This window comes from Bacillus cereus group sp. RP43 (genome assembly GCF_040459645.1).
GTDB lineage: Bacteria > Bacillota > Bacilli > Bacillales > Bacillaceae_G > Bacillus_A > Bacillus_A mycoides_C.
In genome coordinates, this window is sequence record NZ_JARVHQ010000001.1 from 3475075 (window position 1) to 3491654 (window position 16580).

Below are 16580 nucleotides of genomic sequence, written 5' to 3' on the forward strand. Positions count from 1 at the left end.
TATATTGTAAACAAAAAAGAGGGGATTGTCCCCCTCTTCTTTTAATTTTTCTTTAAAAGAGTTGCTCCTGCAATCCCTGGGTGTGTCATTTCGAATGGATCTAGAATTAACTCTAATTCTTCTTGTGACAATACACCATTTTTCACACATAGTTCTCGAACGGATTGCCCTGTCGCAATTGCTTCTTTCGCAACGCGAGCTGCTGCTTCATAGCCGATATGAGGGTTCACGGCTGTAATAATTCCTACACTCTTCTCAACGTACTCTTTTAAGCGATCTTCATTCGCTTCAATTCCTTTTAAGCAATTATCTGTAAAGGCACGGAAACCGTTATTCATAATGCTAATAGATTGAAGTAAGTTGAAAACAAGTACTGGTTCCATAACATTTAATTCTAATTGTCCTGCTTCTGAAGCAAGGCAAATTGTATGGTCGTTACCAATTACTTGGAACGCAATTTGATTAATTACTTCTGGCATAACAGGGTTTACTTTCCCTGGCATAATAGATGAACCTGGTTGACGAGCTGGTAGCATAATTTCCGCTAATCCAACGCGTGGACCTGATGCCATTAGACGAAGGTCGTTCGCAATTTTAGACATGTTCATCATACATACTTTAAGTGCTGCAGATACTTCAGTGTACGCATCCGTATTTTGAGTTGCATCTACTAAATCTTCTGCACCAACAAGTGGTAGTTCACTAATTGTAGCTAAATGTTTTACAACTGCTTCAATATATTCTGGATCCGCATTTAAGCCTGTACCAACTGCAGTTGCTCCCATATTTACTTCATATAGATGTTGACGTGATTGCTTGATACGTTTCATATCACGTTCAAGTACGCGAGAATACGCTTTAAATTCTTGTCCAAGACGAATTGGCACAGCATCTTGTAAATGTGTACGACCCATTTTAATAACATGATCGAACTGTTCTGCTTTTAATTCAAATACATCATGCATATAACCCATCGTTTGTAATAAGCCTTCTAATGCATTTAATGTTGCAATATGAATTGCTGTTGGGAATGCATCGTTTGTTGATTGCGCCATATTTACATGACTGTTCGGACTAATATAATCATAGTCTCCCTTTTTCATTCCTAATAATTCAAGGGCACGATTGGCAATGACTTCATTTGCGTTCATATTCATTGAAGTACCTGCACCGCCCTGAATTGGATCAACGATGAAATGATCATGCCATTTCCCCTCAAGGATTTCTTGTGATGCTTCTGCGATAGCACCACCCTTTTTCAATTCCAATCTTCCTACATCTGCATTAGCAAGTGCTGCCGCTTTTTTAACAATTGCTAACGCTTTAATTAAACCTTCATGGACTTTGTATCCTGTAATTGGGAAATTCTCTACTGCACGCATTGTTTGTACACCGTAGTACGCATAATTTGGCACTTCTTTTTCACCTAAAAAATCTTTTTCAATTCGCACTCCATTTTTAACTTCAGTTAATGTTGCCATGACTTTTCACTCCTTAACGATTTCTTATGCTGCTTCTGTTTGTTTGACTGTTTCTACATATTGTTTTGCTTTCTCATCATCGAATTCGCCTTCCCACTTCGACATAACAATGGCAGCTAATGCATTTCCTAATACATTGACAGCTGAGCGAATCATATCTAAAATACGGTCAATTCCCGCAATTAATGCGATACCTTCTAGCGGTAAGCCCATTGATCCTAACGTTGCTAATACAACAACGAATGATGCCCCCGGAACTCCCGCCATACCTTTGGATGTTAACATGAGAACGAATAATAGCGTTATTTGCTCCGTCAGTGACATGTGTATACCGTACATTTGTGCAACAAACAATGCCGCTAACGCTTGATAAATAGCTGATCCAGTCAAGTTAAATGTATAACCTGTCGGAATTACGAAAGAGGCAACTGCCTTTGGACAACCGAACTCTTCCATCTTTCTCATTATATTAGGTAAAACAGCTTCTGAACTTGCTGTCGTAAATGAAAGAATAAGTTCTTCTTTTAAAATTTTCATTAATGTAAAAATGTTTACGCCAACCATTCGTGCATTAATACCTAATACAATCACAACGAATAGTATAACAGTTACGTATACAGCTAGCACTAGTTTTCCTAACGGAAGTAGTGTTGCTACACCAAATTTTGCAACCGTAACAGCAATTAATGCGAATACACCGAATGGTGCAAACTTCATAACTTGATTTGTAACCCAAAACATCGCTTCGAGTACACCTTCAAAAAAGTTAAATACAGGCTTTCCTTTATCACCAATTGCCGCAACTCCTAAACCAAATAACACGGAGAAGAATATAATCGGTAATAAGTCACCTTGTGAAATAGATTCAAATACGTTTTTCGGTACGATATGAACAATCGTTTCAGCAAACCCTTTCTTCTCTGTTGCATCTGCAGTTTGTTTATAAGAAGAAATATCACTTTGCTGTAAATTACTCATATCAACGCCAGTACCTGGTTGGAATATATTCGCTGCAAGTAATCCCATTAAAATAGCAATTGTCGTAATAATTTCGAAATAAAGAATTGTCTTACCGCCTAGTTTCCCAAGCTTTTTCATATCACCTACACCAGCTACCGCAACAATTAATGCTGAAATAACAATTGGTACTACAATCATCTTAATTAAATGAATAAATATATCCCCAACTGGTGTGATATAAGAAATCGCCGTTTTATTGCCATAAAAGATTGCCCCTACTACAATCCCTAAAACAAGTGCGACAAAAATTTGTGTTGCCAATCCGAATTTTTTCATTTATGTTCATCCCCTTTATGCGAACGCTTTCAATTTGAATTTATAAAAGCTACTCACACATCATATAAGCGAACCTACAAAATCATACAAAAACCTACAAGTTTGTCACAAAAAATTCAAATATTTTTCTTCTATTTTTCATTGACACCATTTTGTTAAAAAACGATAAAATAAACTTGATAAGTAATCAGATTGTTTCGTATAATCAAAAAGATATATACTTAAAACAAATCGAAATGAAAAGGAGTGGATAGTATGAAAAACTACACAAAGCAATTCGTCCTATCTTCTTCTTTTCTTTTTCATTTTCTTAAAAAGGAACAAAGGCATTCGCCTTTGTTCCTTTTTTATTGCGATCTATATAGGGGGAATTGTTATGAGGCCATATAAAAGAGTCTTAATAAAACTAAGCGGCGGCGCTCTTGCCGATCAAACTGGAAATAGCTTTAACTCCAAACGATTAGAACATATCGCAAACGAAATTTTATCCATTGTTGATTTAGGTATCGAAGTATCCATCGTTATCGGTGGCGGTAACATTTTCAGAGGTCATCTAGCTGAAGAATGGGGAATTGATCGTGTAGAAGCTGATAATATCGGTACGTTAGGTACGATCATTAATAGCTTAATGCTCCGCGGTGTTTTAACTAGTAAAACAAATAAAGAAGTACGCGTTATGACTTCCATCCCTTTTAACGCAGTAGCTGAACCATATATTCGCTTGCGTGCAGTCCATCATTTAGATAACGGTTATGTCGTTATTTTTGGAGGCGGTAACGGGCAACCTTTCGTTACGACAGATTATCCAAGTGTACAGAGAGCAATCGAAATGAATAGTGACGCCATATTAGTCGCAAAACAAGGAGTAGACGGTGTCTTTACAAGTGATCCAAAACATAACAAGTCCGCGAAAATGTATCGAAAGCTGAACTATAACGATGTTGTTAGGCAAAACATACAAGTCATGGACCAAGCCGCTTTATTGCTTGCTCGGGACTACAATTTACCAGCACACGTCTTTAACTTTGATGAGCCCGGGGTGATGAAGAAAATATGTTTAGGGGAACATGTGGGGACGTTGATTAATGATGATGTTTCGATGTTGGTGCATGAATAATAGTTATTTTTCATTAACAAAAGGGTGTCTTTTATAGACACCCTTTCTCCGTTAATCATCACAAATAAAAATCAATTAATCCAACTACTTTCTCCTTACAACGCTCCCAGAAAGATAAGTTGTCAAAAAATGCTTCTGTCATCTCTTTCGAATCATCAATGTCTTGCGTTAACGCCTCATTCACTTGCGCTATAATAGGCCCACCGTGAATATACAAATTCATCTCATCATTTATATAAAAGCTACGTGCAGTGATGTTCGTTGTACCGATAACAGTTAGTTCATTATCAATCAGCATTAACTTTCCATGAAACATCCCTTTTTTATAACCATACACAGTAATCCCGTTTTTAACAGCTTGACGGATGTAAGGATATGCCGCCTCTTTAATAAGAGGTATATCCGGTTTATATGACCAAAGTATTTTTACTGTAACACCACGCTTTTGCGCTCCAATCAAAGCATTCATTAATTCTTTATTTTTCGCTATAAAATAAGGTGTTGTAATTACAATCGAATGCTTCGCTTGTTTTATTAACTTTATATATTTTTCAGCGACATGATGTCCATTGTAACTAACCATAGTATGTAACGTATTTCCTTTCACAGCCTTATTCGTACTTCTTTTTATCTCTTCTTTTGTATCTCGTTTCCAATCTAAAGCAAACTGCTCTTCTAAATCTTTCGCTCCTTCTCCTCTCAGTCGTACATGATAATCACGCCAGTATCCAAATCTCTTATCTTTCCCTAAATATTCATCTCCTATATTAAAGCCACCCGTATAGCCAATTTCCCCATCAATCGTCGTAATGCGGCGATGATTACGATGGTGAATTGAATAAAATCCGAATGGCAATTCTTGTTTTCTACTGTATGTAAAATGAACACCACTTTCCCGTAATTCTTTTTTCATCTTTCTTTCAAATGATAAATCATTAATTAAATCAACCGATAAATATACGTTTACTCCTTCTTTCGCTTTCTCTTTTAATAAGTTTAAAAAAGTATGGCTACTTTTATCATCCGACAAAATGAAAAAATAAGTGTAAATGGAACTTTTCGCTTCCCTTATATCAGTAAACAACTGTTTATAAAACGACTTCCCTTCTACATATAATTGAAAGTCACTATAATGAGGTGCATACTCTGTCGGCATATTTTTCCCAGCTTCCATTTTCCTACCGAGAGTAACATCGATATGCATCCAAATTAAAATAAAAACGAAAATAGCAATAATAATAGAAGTAACTCGCAATATTTTTTTAATCATTTTGATTTCCTTCCGCTCATATTACTTACTATTTCGTAGTGTTTCATTAAATTATTTTTTCATACGAAATGTCTTTCTTACTTTTATTTGCGAATACAAAAAGGCGTGGCATTACGCCACACCTTTTTCATTAAACAAAATTCCTTGCATCATTATTTCTTCCAAATTTATAAATAGCAATTAAGAAGAATGCTATCGCAAAAGCAAATAAGATTAAAATGTTTAAATACAACTCAGAAAATGGAATGCCTTGCTGTAGTTTTGATATCGTGTCTAGTAACCAGCGCTGCGGAAGGAAATCCGCTACTTTTTGTACTGCTTTCGGCATAATGTCGTACGGAAAATAACATCCAGCAAGCAAACATGTTGGTACTATCACTATATTTTGCATTGCATTTGAAGCAGTTGAACTTTTTGAAAAAGACACAATGACTAATGATAAACCAATTGCGATTAAAGCAAATATCATAAGTACACCAATCATCACTAGGAAAGGCATATTGATATTTGTGTGAAAAACATTCGTCATAAATAAGACTGCAATGACAATTTGTATTGTTAATATCATCATATTTACTGCAACATTAGATAATATAAATTTCTTCCCATCTATCGGCGTTGATAATAATCTAAAGTACGTTCTATTCTCTTTTTCTTTTAAGATAAATCCTGATAAGTTCGCTGCTGAAAATAGCATAAACATGATAAGATAACCCATCGTTTGATTTGTCATATCTTTATTTTTTGAAGTATCTTCAAGTGTCTCTACTTTTACTTTAAATGCACTTTTTTGATAACCAGCGTACATACTATTAAACGTACTTTGATCAGTCCCTGCCACTTTACTTATCGCAGCGATATTATCAATATAGTTATATAAATATGATTTTATAAATCCTGTTACTTGATCGCCTTTAATCGATGAAATTTCAATGTGACTCGGTTTTCCTGCTCGAACACTTTCAGAAAAACCAGACTCTAATGTAATAACACCATCAAGTTTTTTGGAAGTAAGTTTATCTTCTACTTCAGATTCCTTCACTTTACTTACATTGACATGATTTAACTCTTCTAAAAATTTCACTGTATCATTTGCTATTGGCTGATTTTCTTTATTTATAACCCCTATATTTAACGTTCCTTGCCCTACATTTCCGTATATTGAAAAGGAGATGAGCGTTCCTATTATCGGCAAGCTAATAATAATTAATAAACCTTTTTTATTTTTCAGAAGTACAGATAAAGTTTTTTGTATGAGCCATAAAATATCTTTCATACTATAGCCCCTCCCGTCTACGTAATGCAATAATCGCAATTAATAAAAAGAGTGCTGAAATTCCAAGGTTTAAAGAGATTACTGGCAGTGCTGCTCCAATATCATTTGCATAAATAATTTTCATAATGGCTGTATTCACCCACGTTAATGGCGATAAATTCGTAATGACATTTTCTTCCACCACGAAATATGCACCACCAAAAATAGAAGCTAATTGCACAACAACCATAATAATTGCTCTAGATGATTCACCTGTTTTTGTAATATATCCAATCCCTAAACCGAAGCTAATTGCTAGAAAGACTTCTGTTAGTAAAATAATAAATATGATTCCAAGATGGTCACCCCAATTTGCTTGAAAAACAAATTTACTAAATAAAACGACTAGTAATAGACAAAGTGCATTTGCTACAAGACTTCCGAGCACTTTCCCAATGAAAATTTCAGCTTTACTTATAGGTGCCGCAATGAGACGATCTCCTGTTTTACGTAATCGTTCTCCTCGAATTAAAAAACTCGCCCCCATCGCAGCATACAGTGCTATCATCGTTGTCATTACAACCGCATAGTAATCCATAGAACCTGGCTTTTTCGCTGCTTGTAAAGATGTTTCTTTAATATAATCATTATGATTTCCGTTTGAAATAACTGCGCTAACCTTACTAGGATCTACTTTTGCAACTTCGGCCGCTACATTGTACTTATCAACAAATGTCGTAAGCATTCCTTCCACAATACTTCCTTCAATACTACTTCTGTCGCTTCCGTAAAATTTCGCACCATCTTTATTTACTTCTACATAGGCAGCATATTTATTTTGCTTCACTTCCTCTTTCCCATCTATACCTTCGGAAGCTTTCTTAAAATGAATACCGGCTTTATCGACTTCTTTCGTAAATGCTTCAAACGATTGAGAAAACGCGCTACTCGCTTCATCTTTGTATAGCACTTGAATATCTTTAATTGACTGACTATCGCTACTAAATGCGTTACTTAACGCTGTTCCTAATACAAGCATAAGCACAATCGGAAATGCTAACATAAAAACTAAAGTTCTTACGTCCCTGAAATCTCTTTTAATATGCATAACTGCAATATTGAAGATGTTCAATTGATGAACCTCCCTTTACCTTTTCTTCATTTACCTTTTATTTATCTCGTAAGTTTCTTCCAGTCAACGTAAGGAATACAGTTTCTAAGTTCGGAGCCTGCTCCTCTAACGAGCGAATTTCAACGTCATGATTAATAAAGTGTTGAATAATTTTATTTAAATTATTCAATCCTGCATCAGAGTTCACTTTAATTACGTTCTCTTCGATTTGAACAGCTTTCACACCGTTTATCTCTTTTAATTTTTCTACATCTAAATTTTCTATTGACTTCACTTCAACCCAAATGTCTTTCGTATCTGTAATAATCGCTTTTAACTGTTCTTTCGTTCCTTCTGCAATCACTTTACCGTGATCTACAATTGCTATTTTCGTACAAATCTCTTCTACTTCTTCCATGTAGTGACTCGTATAAATAATGGTGCTTCCCATTTCATTTAGTTTTCGGACAGACTGGAGAATATAGTTTCTTGACTGCGGATCAATTCCAACTGTCGGCTCATCCATAATAATTAACTTCGGTCTATGTGCGATTGCACAAGCGATATTCAGTCTTCGTTTCATCCCGCCAGAAAAATTTTTCGGATAACTTTTATGCTTATCACTAAGACCTACAAATTGAAGTGCTTCCTCTACTCTCGCTTTTAGTTCAGTGCCTCTTAATCCGTACAATCCCGCAAAGAATTTCACATTTTCATAGGCAGTTAGCTCTTCATAAATCGCAATATCTTGCGGAACAATACCGATATTCATCTTCGCAAATCGATTATGTTTCTTTATATTTTTTCCTAGTATGCTGATTTCACCTTCATTACTTCTTAACAACCCAGCAATCATATTTATCGTCGTGCTCTTACCAGCACCATTCGACCCTAAAAAGCCAAATATTTCTCCTTCTTTAATAGATAAAGACATATTATCTACCGCGATAAAATCACCAAATTTTTTCGTTAAATTTTTAATTTCCAATGTATTCATCATTTCACCCCTATTTCGGTTTCTCTGCTTTTACCCCGCTATTTGCGGTCAGTAAGACTCCCACCTCAAAATTCAGCTAAAGCGAAGAAGTTAGGTGGGAGATCAAACTGCCCGTAAATGCCCGATTGGTTCAACTAATAATCAGCGGGGATAACCCCTCCCACTGATTAAAGTTTCACTTTATTATAAACAAAAAGAATGAACCTGCTCAGTGCAGAAGTTCATTCTTTTCACATGAGAATATTCACTTTTTTCATATGAGATGATTCATCCTCATCATGCCTTACTATATTGGCAACAACATTGTTACTGAAAAACCACTTGTACTATCTACAATAATTTTCCCGTTTACAGACGCTGTTCGCTCCTCCATCCCCATAATGCCCAGGCCTTTTTTAACAAGAGCTGCACCTTTTCCGTTGTCCTTCACTTGTACTTTAACCATCTTGTTAAGCACATGAATATCTATAGAAATAACTGTCGCATCAGCGTATTTCATTGCATTTGTTAGTGCTTCTGTAACATTCTCACCGATAATTTTCCACTGAATGGGAGAAATCATATCTAAGTTCCCTTTGTACACGAAAGGAATATTCACATCATGCTTACCGGCAAATTCCTCTATGAATAATTTCATACGATGAATGCCAATTTGCTCGGTTGGTGGCTTCATATTTTTTAATGTAATCCGAATGCTTTCAATTCCATCTTTTGAAATATGAATTGCATTTTGTAATAACTCTGCAGACTTTTCTTTATCTATTTCCATTAATCTCTTCGCTGCTTCCATTTGAATTAGTGCACCCGTCATCGAGTGGCCAATTTTATCATGAATTTCTTGTGATAACCGATTTCTCTCTTCTAACTTAAATGTGTATTCAGATTGCCTTATGTACTCTTTATTTTCATTTAGACTTTTCGTCAGTCGTTGCATATCTTTTCGCATCTTATCATTTTGCGATTCAAGCTTTAATACACGCGATATATATATATCTGCCATAGTTAAAGCAAGAAAAGAAAATGCAACAATTAATCCATACGTCATTCGAATGCTTTCATCTGTAATAGTAATGGGGAGCATCATAATGACAAAGAGTGGCCACTTCTTCTCTATATAATGAGATGTAATTTCGTATAAGTTCAAAGGTAAAAATAAAATAAAAAACGGATGAACCCTCCATGTAAATAACATAACTACGCCAATTGACATACAGATTAATATTTTTTTATACGTATCTTTTTTAAATATAGAAATCATTACGTTTACAGAGAGGTAAATAAGTAAAGTAAATATAACCCATGGTAAATTTGCTACATTTGCGTAAATATAACTAAACACAATATATAAAAAGACAATTAATTTACTTACAGTTAACCAAAATTCCATAACATTAATCTACTTTCCCTGTTAAGTAATAAATCGCAATTTGCGTGCGATGTTCTAGTCCAGTTTTCCCTAAAACTGATGTAATATAATTTGCAATCGTTCCTTCAGATATGAAAAGCTGCTTCGAAATTTCTTTATTCGAGAAACCTTTCGCAATTAATGCGATAATACTAAGCTCTCTTTCTGTAAAAAGACTCTTATCAATTTTAGATTCTTCCTCTTTACTTTCCATTAAATTAGACTTAATTTTATCAAGCACTACATCTTGCATAACAGTTTGGCCGTTATATACGCCTTTTATTGCATCACGAATACGCTCTGGATCATTATTTTTTAATAAATAACCTTTCGCTCCGTTTTTTACTGCGTCCAAAATATATTCATCATCATCAAATGTCGTTAAAATGAGAGGCTTCGTTTTTGTCTCTTCACAAATTAACTTCGTCGCCTCTACCCCGTTCATGTTTGGCATACGAACATCTAAAAGGGCAATATCAACTTCATACTTTTTACAATAGTCTACAGCTTCTTTTCCATCATTTACAGTTTCTAATACTTCGAACTCTTCGTATGTATTTAAAATAATTTTCATGCCTTCTCTAATAAAAGAATTATCGTCCGCTATTAATATTTTAATTTTCATGTTTGTTAGTATGGCCCTTCCCCTACTAACATTCACATCCTTTCTCTGTGTAACATTTCCTTCTTGCTCATTATATACTTCTCTTTACCATTTTTTCACACCTTTTTCATATAGCCCTCCTGCTAAAAATATATTATTCTTTTTTTACAACATGTGTAGGGTGACTTATCGTTTCTTACGTCTATATAATAGAATGCGTCAAAAAGGAGGGAGAAAGCGATTGAGGAAAAACAATTAATTGAAAAAGCACAGCAAGGAAGCGAGCATGCTTTTCGTATCCTTGTACAAACATATCGTCATTATATTTTTCAAGTTATCTTTTCTATTTTAAGACATGAAGAAGATGCTAAAGATGTTACACAAGAAGTATTCGTAAAAATTCACAGCTCTCTCCCTAATTATCAATTTCGCGGATTAAAAACGTGGATGGCACGCATTGCCACTAATCACGCTATTGATTATAAAAGGAAGAAAGCTAGAGAACACGAAGAACTCTCCTTATGTAAAGAAACTGAGGAAAATATAAAATCCTCTCATAACATTGAAGCTTTACTATTGACGAAAGAACAAAAATTATTGATTGCTCAAAAACTAAGAGAACTTCCGGAAAATTACCGTGATGTCGTTCTCGCGCATTATTTAGAGGAAAAAAGTTATCAAGAAATTGCTTTTCAGGAAAATATCGAAGTGAAAACAGTCGAAATGAAACTGTATCGGGCAAGAAAATGGATTAAAAAACATTGGAAGGAGGAAGAGTTTCTATGATGCATTATTCAAAAGAAGATTGGCGCAATTATACATTAGATTTTATAGAAAGCAATGAACGTGAATCTATGGAAGAACATCTTTATGAATGTGATCATTGTTTAGCACTTTATATGGAAAGTATTGATGAACAACATGAAAACCTTCCAATGATAAATGATGATTCATTTACGAACGAAGTTATGACGCAAATTAATTTTGAAACACTACAGTCTAATGAAAATATAAAAACAAACTCACTAAAACGCACAATTATTCACTACATAATTGCGACTGCGGCTACAATTATTTTTATGGTAAGTGGTTTATTCCAATATATTTTTACAGCGACATCAAATTTCGAGAAATCTTCAAAACATAACGAGTCTTCTATCTCACAACAAATTGTAAACAAATCGGTAGACACATCAAAAAAGGACGGAGGTTCAAAGCATGAATAAAAACCCTTTTTTAGCACTTGTATTAGGACTAATTCCTGGGCTTGGACATTTATATTTAAAGAAGTTTGGACGGTTTATTTTATATAGCGGAGGGGCTGTATTTCTATTTATCTTTGCAGCATTTTGCACAATAGCATTAGGAGAGCGTGATATTGCTTTTCTTTCTCTATTTTTACTAGTCGTGTTATGGGCGATCAATTTATTAGATTTAGTTATCACTATTATTAATCAATCGAAAAAACAAGCTGCCGGAGAATTTACAGAGTCCTCTAAAGAGAGCGAACGATTTTATATCATTCTTCTATCAATTATCCCTGGACTTGGTCATTTTCAAATAGGACTTATGCAACGTGGCCTTACATTTTTAGTAGCTTGTACAGGAATCGGAAGTATGATCATTTTCGTTGCCCTTTTAACATCTCAAGAAAGTTTCCTTATCTTTCTCGTGACGTTACCTGTTTTATGGATTTATAATTTCTTCGATGTTGTTCAACAACTACAGAAAAAAGAACGCGGAGAGCAACTAGATGACCGTACTATTTTCGAAGAGTTTGAAGAGCACCGAGAACAAGGAAAGAAAAATAAAACATTCGCTTCCATTTTAGCAATGTTTCCTGGAGCAGGACATATGTATTTAGGCTTACAGCGCCGTGGTCTTCAGCTTATGGCAGCCTTTTTACTATCCATTTATTTGCTCGACTTATTAAGACTTTCTGCGTTTTTATTTTTAGTACCAATCATTTGGTTCTATAGCTTTTTTGATGCGTTACAGCAAACAGCAAAATACGGAAAAGAACGAGTACAAGACGAACCCATTATCGATTATTTTATAAATCATCAAAGATGGATCGGTATTGGATTAATTGCATTAGGTGTTTATTATTTATTAAATCAAACAGTCCTTCCTATTTTGAATGATTATTTTGTAACTATATTTAATATTCATCTTAGTGAACTATACTATCGCTATTTCCAGACATCTATCGTTGCGCTCCTTTTAATTGGCGGCGGCTTTAAATTGTTACTTGGAAATAAAGAAAACAAAGGTGGGACAAGCGAATGAGGACTTGGCGTGTTGGAACATTCTCAATGGGGCTTTCTATTATATCATTAGGATGCTTTTTACTATTTTCAGTCGTAAAAGGAATTCAAGTATTAGATACACTAACTGCATGGTGGCCAGTTTTACTTATCATACTTGGAGCTGAAGTTTTACTATATCTTCTATTTTCTAAGAAGGAACAATCATTTATTAAATATGATATTTTTAGTATTTTCTTTATCGGCGTTTTAGGAAGCGTCGGAATTGCTTTTTACTGTTTATTATCAACTGGATTACTAGAAGAAGTTCGTCACTCTATTAACACAACGAGGCAAACGAGTAATATTCCAGACGGACAATTTGATATACCTGAATCTATCAAAAAAATCGTAGTAGATGCAGGGCATCAGCCTCTAACGATAGAGGGAAATAATACAAATCAAATTCACCTTTTGGGAACGTATGAAATGACGACGAAAGCAAATGAAAAACTCAATTTAAAACAAGATGATTTCCTTTCAGTTCAAATGGCTGGAGAAACGCTGTATATCACTTTAAAATCATTACCTGTTCAGCATACGTTATTTAATTCAGCACCACAGGTGAAACCAACGCTTGTTCTTCCGCAAAATAAAAATGTGGAAATCCGTGCTTCAAATAACGAACTATCTCTTTATCCAGGTCAATTACAAAATAATTGGTTTGTACAGGAAAGCTCAAGAGTGTCTGTCCATCTTGCAAAAGAGAGTGATGTATCTTTAACAGCAGTAACAAATCAAAAAGAAACACATGGAAGCACACCTTGGGAACAAGTCGAAGATTTAACGAAAAAAGAAAATACTTCTTCAGAAGAACATCCAGAATTAAACAACCAAGAACATTGGTATAAAAATTCGATTAAAACTGGAAATGGCACGTACAAGTTAAATATTGAGAAAGCTTATAATTTGAATATGAGTGTTATTGAAAAATAAAAAACCGTCCGCAATTGCGGACGGTTTTTCTCATATAATCGCTTTAATTCCTTCTAACACTAATCCAATCATAAATCCGCAAACCGCCCCGTTCACTCGGATCCACTGCAAATCTTTACCGACATTATTTTCAATCATTTCGATTAATGTTTTATCATCTAACTTATCAAGGTTTTCTTGCACAAGCTTTCCAATTTTCGAATGATTTTTTTCAACAATAGTAACAACTTGTTTTTGTAACCAATCTTCTATTTTTTGAACAGTCAGTTCGTCTTCTTTTATTTTATTCATTTGTGTTTGTAAGAATGGAACAACATATTTATCGGCAAATTCTTCATTTTTCACAAAGGTAACTGCCCTACTCTGTACTTGCTCTAGCATCTCTTTTATTTTGTCAGTAGCATCCCAATTGGCAATCCATTTTTCTTTCCAATTCTCTAATTCCTGTAATAAAGATTCATTTTCTTTTACATTTATAATTTCTTGACGAATCTTCGCTAATATAAGTTGTCTTGTGCTATTATCAGCATCTTGCAAGCTGTTAATATTGCTAATGATAAACTTCTGCAAAATGCCGCCAATTTTATCTTCATCAACAATATTCATAAACGATTTCAAAGTAAACTGCAGGAATCCATCTACTTTTATGTTTTCCATCGCCTTCATACCTAAGCTTCCTAGCTGATAACGTGCTTCATCTTGCGCTGTCCAATCTTTCACTTTTACTAATATGTAATCAAGTGTCTTTTCATCATATTCTTGCACAACTAATTGATCAACAAGCACTTGTAATATGTTACTTGTGTTAATTGTATGCAAATACGTTTTTAATTCTTTTTCAATAATAACAGCTAATTTTTCTGTATCTATTTGAAGAATCGCTTTCTCAGCAATTGTTACAATCCCTTTTTTCACAGCATCAGACTGTAACTCTTTCTCAGCAATTTGCAGTACCATTTGCGCTAACTGCATTTCTTTTACTTTACTTGTAATACTTTCTTTCGTCAGCCATTCATTTTCTAACGTAGAAACGAGTCCCTTTGTTACCCGCTTCCGATTTTTAGGTAATAATGCTGTATGCGGAATTGGGATTCCTAACGGATGACGGAATAAAGCTGTAACCGCAAACCAATCCGCAAGTCCACCAACTAACCCTGCTTCAAATCCCCCTTGAATAATCTCCCCAGCTACCGTTCCTTGAAAAGGGATTGAAGCCGCAAAACCTACGCCCATAACCCCAAGCGAAATACCCGCTATATATTTTGTCTGTAATGACATCGTATACACACATCCTCTTAATTATGTAAAATAAAGCTTTTTTGTTATATTTATTCGATATTAGCAATCCTTTATATCTATACTATAAAGAACTAGTGCGAAAATAACAAAGAATTTTATGTACATGAAAAAAATGAGGCTGTAAATAGCCTCATTTTTATTTTAACGTTAATTCCATACCTGTTTTATAATACCCATTCATCACGTCTTCTGGAACCATACTCCCACCAGTTCCCCACACAATATGAGTACCTTTCTTTACCTTCTCTGTTAACCTATATTTTTGTAAATACTCATTTTCAGCTTTACATACATTCAACGGCCCTACCATACCCGCTAACGCAGAAGGCTCTAAATAAATATTTTCAGTATCAGCCAGTTCTTTTAATAATCTATATAACTCTTCATCACTCACTGTGTAATTTCCACTTAAAAATGGTTCCATCGTTTTACCGACAAATCCAGAGGGTCTTCCTACCGCAAGTCCATCCGCATCAGTTACATTATCAATCCCGATATCTTGAACGGCAATTTTATCGTGAAGCCCCGTCATTAAACCGAGTAACATACATGGAGAGTGCGTAGGCTCAGCAAAGAAACAATGCACATTGTCTTTATACAATAACTTTAAGCCGAATGCTACTCCGCCAGGTCCCCCGCCGACTCCGCACGGAAGATAAACGAATAAAGGATGTTCTTCATCTACCGCAATCTCTAACTCTTCTAATTGTTTTTGTAAACGCGACGCTGCTACTGCGTATCCTAAAAATAAATCATGTGAGTTTTCATCATCAACAAAATAGCAGCTAGGATCTGCATCTGCTTGCAGTCTTCCTTCTTCTACTGCTTTACTATAATCCGCTTCATATTCAATAACATTTACACCTTTACTTCTTAATAAATCTTTTTTCCATTGTTTCGCATCTGCTGACATATGAACAGTTACATTAAATCCTAGTTTCGCACTCATAATCCCAATGCTCAGTCCTAAGTTTCCTGTCGAACCTACTGCAATTGAATACTTCGCAAAAAAAGCTCTAAATCTATCACTATCTAAAATTGAATAATCATCTTTCTCTGTTAACATTCCATGCTGAAGTGCCAGTTTCTCTGCATGTTTCAACACTTCATAAATGCCGCCTCTTGCCTTTATTGATCCTGATATTGGAAGATGACTATCACACTTTAATAATAATTCTCCCCATATAGGTTGCTCGTAATTTTTCTCTAAAGATTGTTTCATAGAAGGTATTTTCACTAAAGGAGATTCTATAATTCCGCTCGTTTCTTTCGTTTCAGGAAATACTTTCGCAATATATGGTGCAAAACGCTTTAATCTCTCTTCCGCGTCTTTTACATGTTCTTCATTAAGTGGCGAATTTTTTATTGCTGTTTCATACTTTTCCATATTCGGGTTTATCCAAAATACTTCTTCTGTTGCGATTAAGTTATTTACTAGTGGGTATTGCTCTTTCAATGCCTCTATCTCCTTCATTTCTCTTCCTCCTCATATCCTTGTAGCTA

At 34.8% G+C, this 16580-nt stretch carries 15 protein-coding genes; 5 read left to right on the forward strand and 10 right to left on the reverse strand.

What is annotated here, in order from left to right; translation table 11 throughout:
* Positions 1–41 precede the first annotated feature (41 nt).
* On the reverse strand, positions 42–1481 hold the full coding sequence (gene aspA, locus QCI75_RS18095) for an aspartate ammonia-lyase (protein ID WP_144508856.1): 1440 nt from the start codon (positions 1479–1481) through the stop codon (positions 42–44).
* Positions 1482–1505: 24 nt separating this feature from the next.
* A complete protein-coding gene (locus tag QCI75_RS18100) occupies positions 1506–2777 on the reverse strand; it encodes a cation:dicarboxylate symporter family transporter (RefSeq protein WP_098776963.1) in 1272 nt (423 codons plus the stop codon).
* 376 nt (positions 2778–3153) lie between these two features.
* Between QCI75_RS18100 and pyrH the strand changes: the two genes are divergently transcribed.
* The gene (gene pyrH, locus QCI75_RS18105) at positions 3154–3894 is read left to right on the forward strand and encodes a UMP kinase (RefSeq protein ID WP_001248057.1); all 741 of its coding nucleotides are present in this window, start codon (positions 3154–3156) and stop codon (positions 3892–3894) included.
* A 58-nt stretch (positions 3895–3952) separates the two neighbouring features.
* Here the strand turns inward: pyrH and cls are convergent, their stop codons facing one another.
* From cls to QCI75_RS18135, 6 genes are all read right to left on the reverse strand, one after another.
* A complete protein-coding gene (cls, locus tag QCI75_RS18110) occupies positions 3953–5164 on the reverse strand; it encodes a cardiolipin synthase (RefSeq protein ID WP_144508855.1) in 1212 nt (403 codons plus the stop codon).
* A 130-nt stretch (positions 5165–5294) separates the two neighbouring features.
* Entirely contained in the window at positions 5295–6440 is a 1146-nt protein-coding gene (locus QCI75_RS18115) for an ABC transporter permease (protein WP_144508854.1), read from the reverse strand.
* Position 6441: 1 nt separating this feature from the next.
* Positions 6442–7551, reverse strand: a complete 1110-nt coding sequence (locus tag QCI75_RS18120; protein ID WP_144508853.1) for an ABC transporter permease — start codon at positions 7549–7551, stop codon at positions 6442–6444.
* Positions 7552–7588: 37 nt separating this feature from the next.
* Entirely contained in the window at positions 7589–8527 is a 939-nt protein-coding gene (locus tag QCI75_RS18125) for an ABC transporter ATP-binding protein (RefSeq protein ID WP_353760955.1), read from the reverse strand.
* A 286-nt stretch (positions 8528–8813) separates the two neighbouring features.
* The gene (locus QCI75_RS18130) at positions 8814–9914 is read right to left on the reverse strand and encodes a sensor histidine kinase (protein ID WP_144509051.1); all 1101 of its coding nucleotides are present in this window, start codon (positions 9912–9914) and stop codon (positions 8814–8816) included.
* A 4-nt stretch (positions 9915–9918) separates the two neighbouring features.
* A complete protein-coding gene (locus tag QCI75_RS18135; protein WP_144509050.1) occupies positions 9919–10557 on the reverse strand; it encodes a response regulator transcription factor in 639 nt (212 codons plus the stop codon).
* A 276-nt stretch (positions 10558–10833) separates the two neighbouring features.
* Here QCI75_RS18135 and QCI75_RS18140 point away from each other — a divergent pair, with 276 nt between their 5' ends.
* Genes QCI75_RS18140 through exsE form a run of 4 tightly spaced genes read left to right on the forward strand, consistent with a single transcriptional unit; the run spans position 10834 to position 13778 of the window.
* On the forward strand, positions 10834–11322 hold the full coding sequence (locus QCI75_RS18140) for an RNA polymerase sigma factor (protein ID WP_071733781.1): 489 nt from the start codon (positions 10834–10836) through the stop codon (positions 11320–11322).
* A complete protein-coding gene (locus tag QCI75_RS18145) occupies positions 11319–11762 on the forward strand; it encodes a hypothetical protein (RefSeq protein WP_064473365.1) in 444 nt (147 codons plus the stop codon). The genes QCI75_RS18140 and QCI75_RS18145 overlap by 4 nt, the downstream gene beginning before the upstream one ends.
* Positions 11755–12825: a hypothetical protein gene (locus tag QCI75_RS18150; protein WP_144506767.1), complete on the forward strand. Its 1071-nt coding sequence runs from the start codon at positions 11755–11757 to the stop codon at positions 12823–12825. The genes QCI75_RS18145 and QCI75_RS18150 overlap by 8 nt, the downstream gene beginning before the upstream one ends.
* Positions 12822–13778: an exosporium protein ExsE gene (gene exsE, locus QCI75_RS18155; RefSeq protein ID WP_353760956.1), complete on the forward strand. Its 957-nt coding sequence runs from the start codon at positions 12822–12824 to the stop codon at positions 13776–13778. The genes QCI75_RS18150 and exsE overlap by 4 nt, the downstream gene beginning before the upstream one ends.
* A gap of 30 nt (positions 13779–13808) precedes the next feature.
* On the opposite strand, the gene QCI75_RS18160 is transcribed toward exsE, so the two are convergent.
* Together QCI75_RS18160 and QCI75_RS18165 are read right to left on the reverse strand one after the other, a co-directional pair.
* Entirely contained in the window at positions 13809–15056 is a 1248-nt protein-coding gene (locus QCI75_RS18160) for a DUF445 domain-containing protein (RefSeq protein WP_144506769.1), read from the reverse strand.
* Between the two features lie 157 nt (positions 15057–15213).
* Entirely contained in the window at positions 15214–16551 is a 1338-nt protein-coding gene (locus tag QCI75_RS18165) for a D-serine ammonia-lyase (RefSeq protein WP_353760957.1), read from the reverse strand.
* Positions 16552–16580: the final 29 nt, after the last annotated feature.

What these genes read in the sequence shown, in the direction of transcription:
- aspA (WP_144508856.1), bottom strand. Translation starts at nt 1,481, where the DNA reads ATGGCAACATTAACTGAAGTTAAAAATGGAGTGCGAATTGAAAAAGAT.
- QCI75_RS18100 (WP_098776963.1), bottom strand. Translation starts at nt 2,777, where the DNA reads ATGAAAAAATTCGGATTGGCAACACAAATTTTTGTCGCACTTGTTTTA.
- pyrH (WP_001248057.1), top strand. Translation starts at nt 3,154, where the DNA reads ATGAGGCCATATAAAAGAGTCTTAATAAAACTAAGCGGCGGCGCTCTT.
- cls (WP_144508855.1), bottom strand. Translation starts at nt 5,164, where the DNA reads ATGATTAAAAAAATATTGCGAGTTACTTCTATTATTATTGCTATTTTC.
- QCI75_RS18115 (WP_144508854.1), bottom strand. Translation starts at nt 6,440, where the DNA reads ATGAAAGATATTTTATGGCTCATACAAAAAACTTTATCTGTACTTCTG.
- QCI75_RS18125 (WP_353760955.1), bottom strand. Translation starts at nt 8,527, where the DNA reads ATGAATACATTGGAAATTAAAAATTTAACGAAAAAATTTGGTGATTTT.
- QCI75_RS18130 (WP_144509051.1), bottom strand. Translation starts at nt 9,914, where the DNA reads ATGGAATTTTGGTTAACTGTAAGTAAATTAATTGTCTTTTTATATATT.
- QCI75_RS18135 (WP_144509050.1), bottom strand. Translation starts at nt 10,557, where the DNA reads ATGAAAATTAAAATATTAATAGCGGACGATAATTCTTTTATTAGAGAA.
- QCI75_RS18145 (WP_064473365.1), top strand. Translation starts at nt 11,319, where the DNA reads ATGATGCATTATTCAAAAGAAGATTGGCGCAATTATACATTAGATTTT.
- QCI75_RS18150 (WP_144506767.1), top strand. Translation starts at nt 11,755, where the DNA reads ATGAATAAAAACCCTTTTTTAGCACTTGTATTAGGACTAATTCCTGGG.
- exsE (WP_353760956.1), top strand. Translation starts at nt 12,822, where the DNA reads ATGAGGACTTGGCGTGTTGGAACATTCTCAATGGGGCTTTCTATTATA.
- QCI75_RS18160 (WP_144506769.1), bottom strand. Translation starts at nt 15,056, where the DNA reads ATGTCATTACAGACAAAATATATAGCGGGTATTTCGCTTGGGGTTATG.
- QCI75_RS18165 (WP_353760957.1), bottom strand. Translation starts at nt 16,551, where the DNA reads ATGAAGGAGATAGAGGCATTGAAAGAGCAATACCCACTAGTAAATAAC.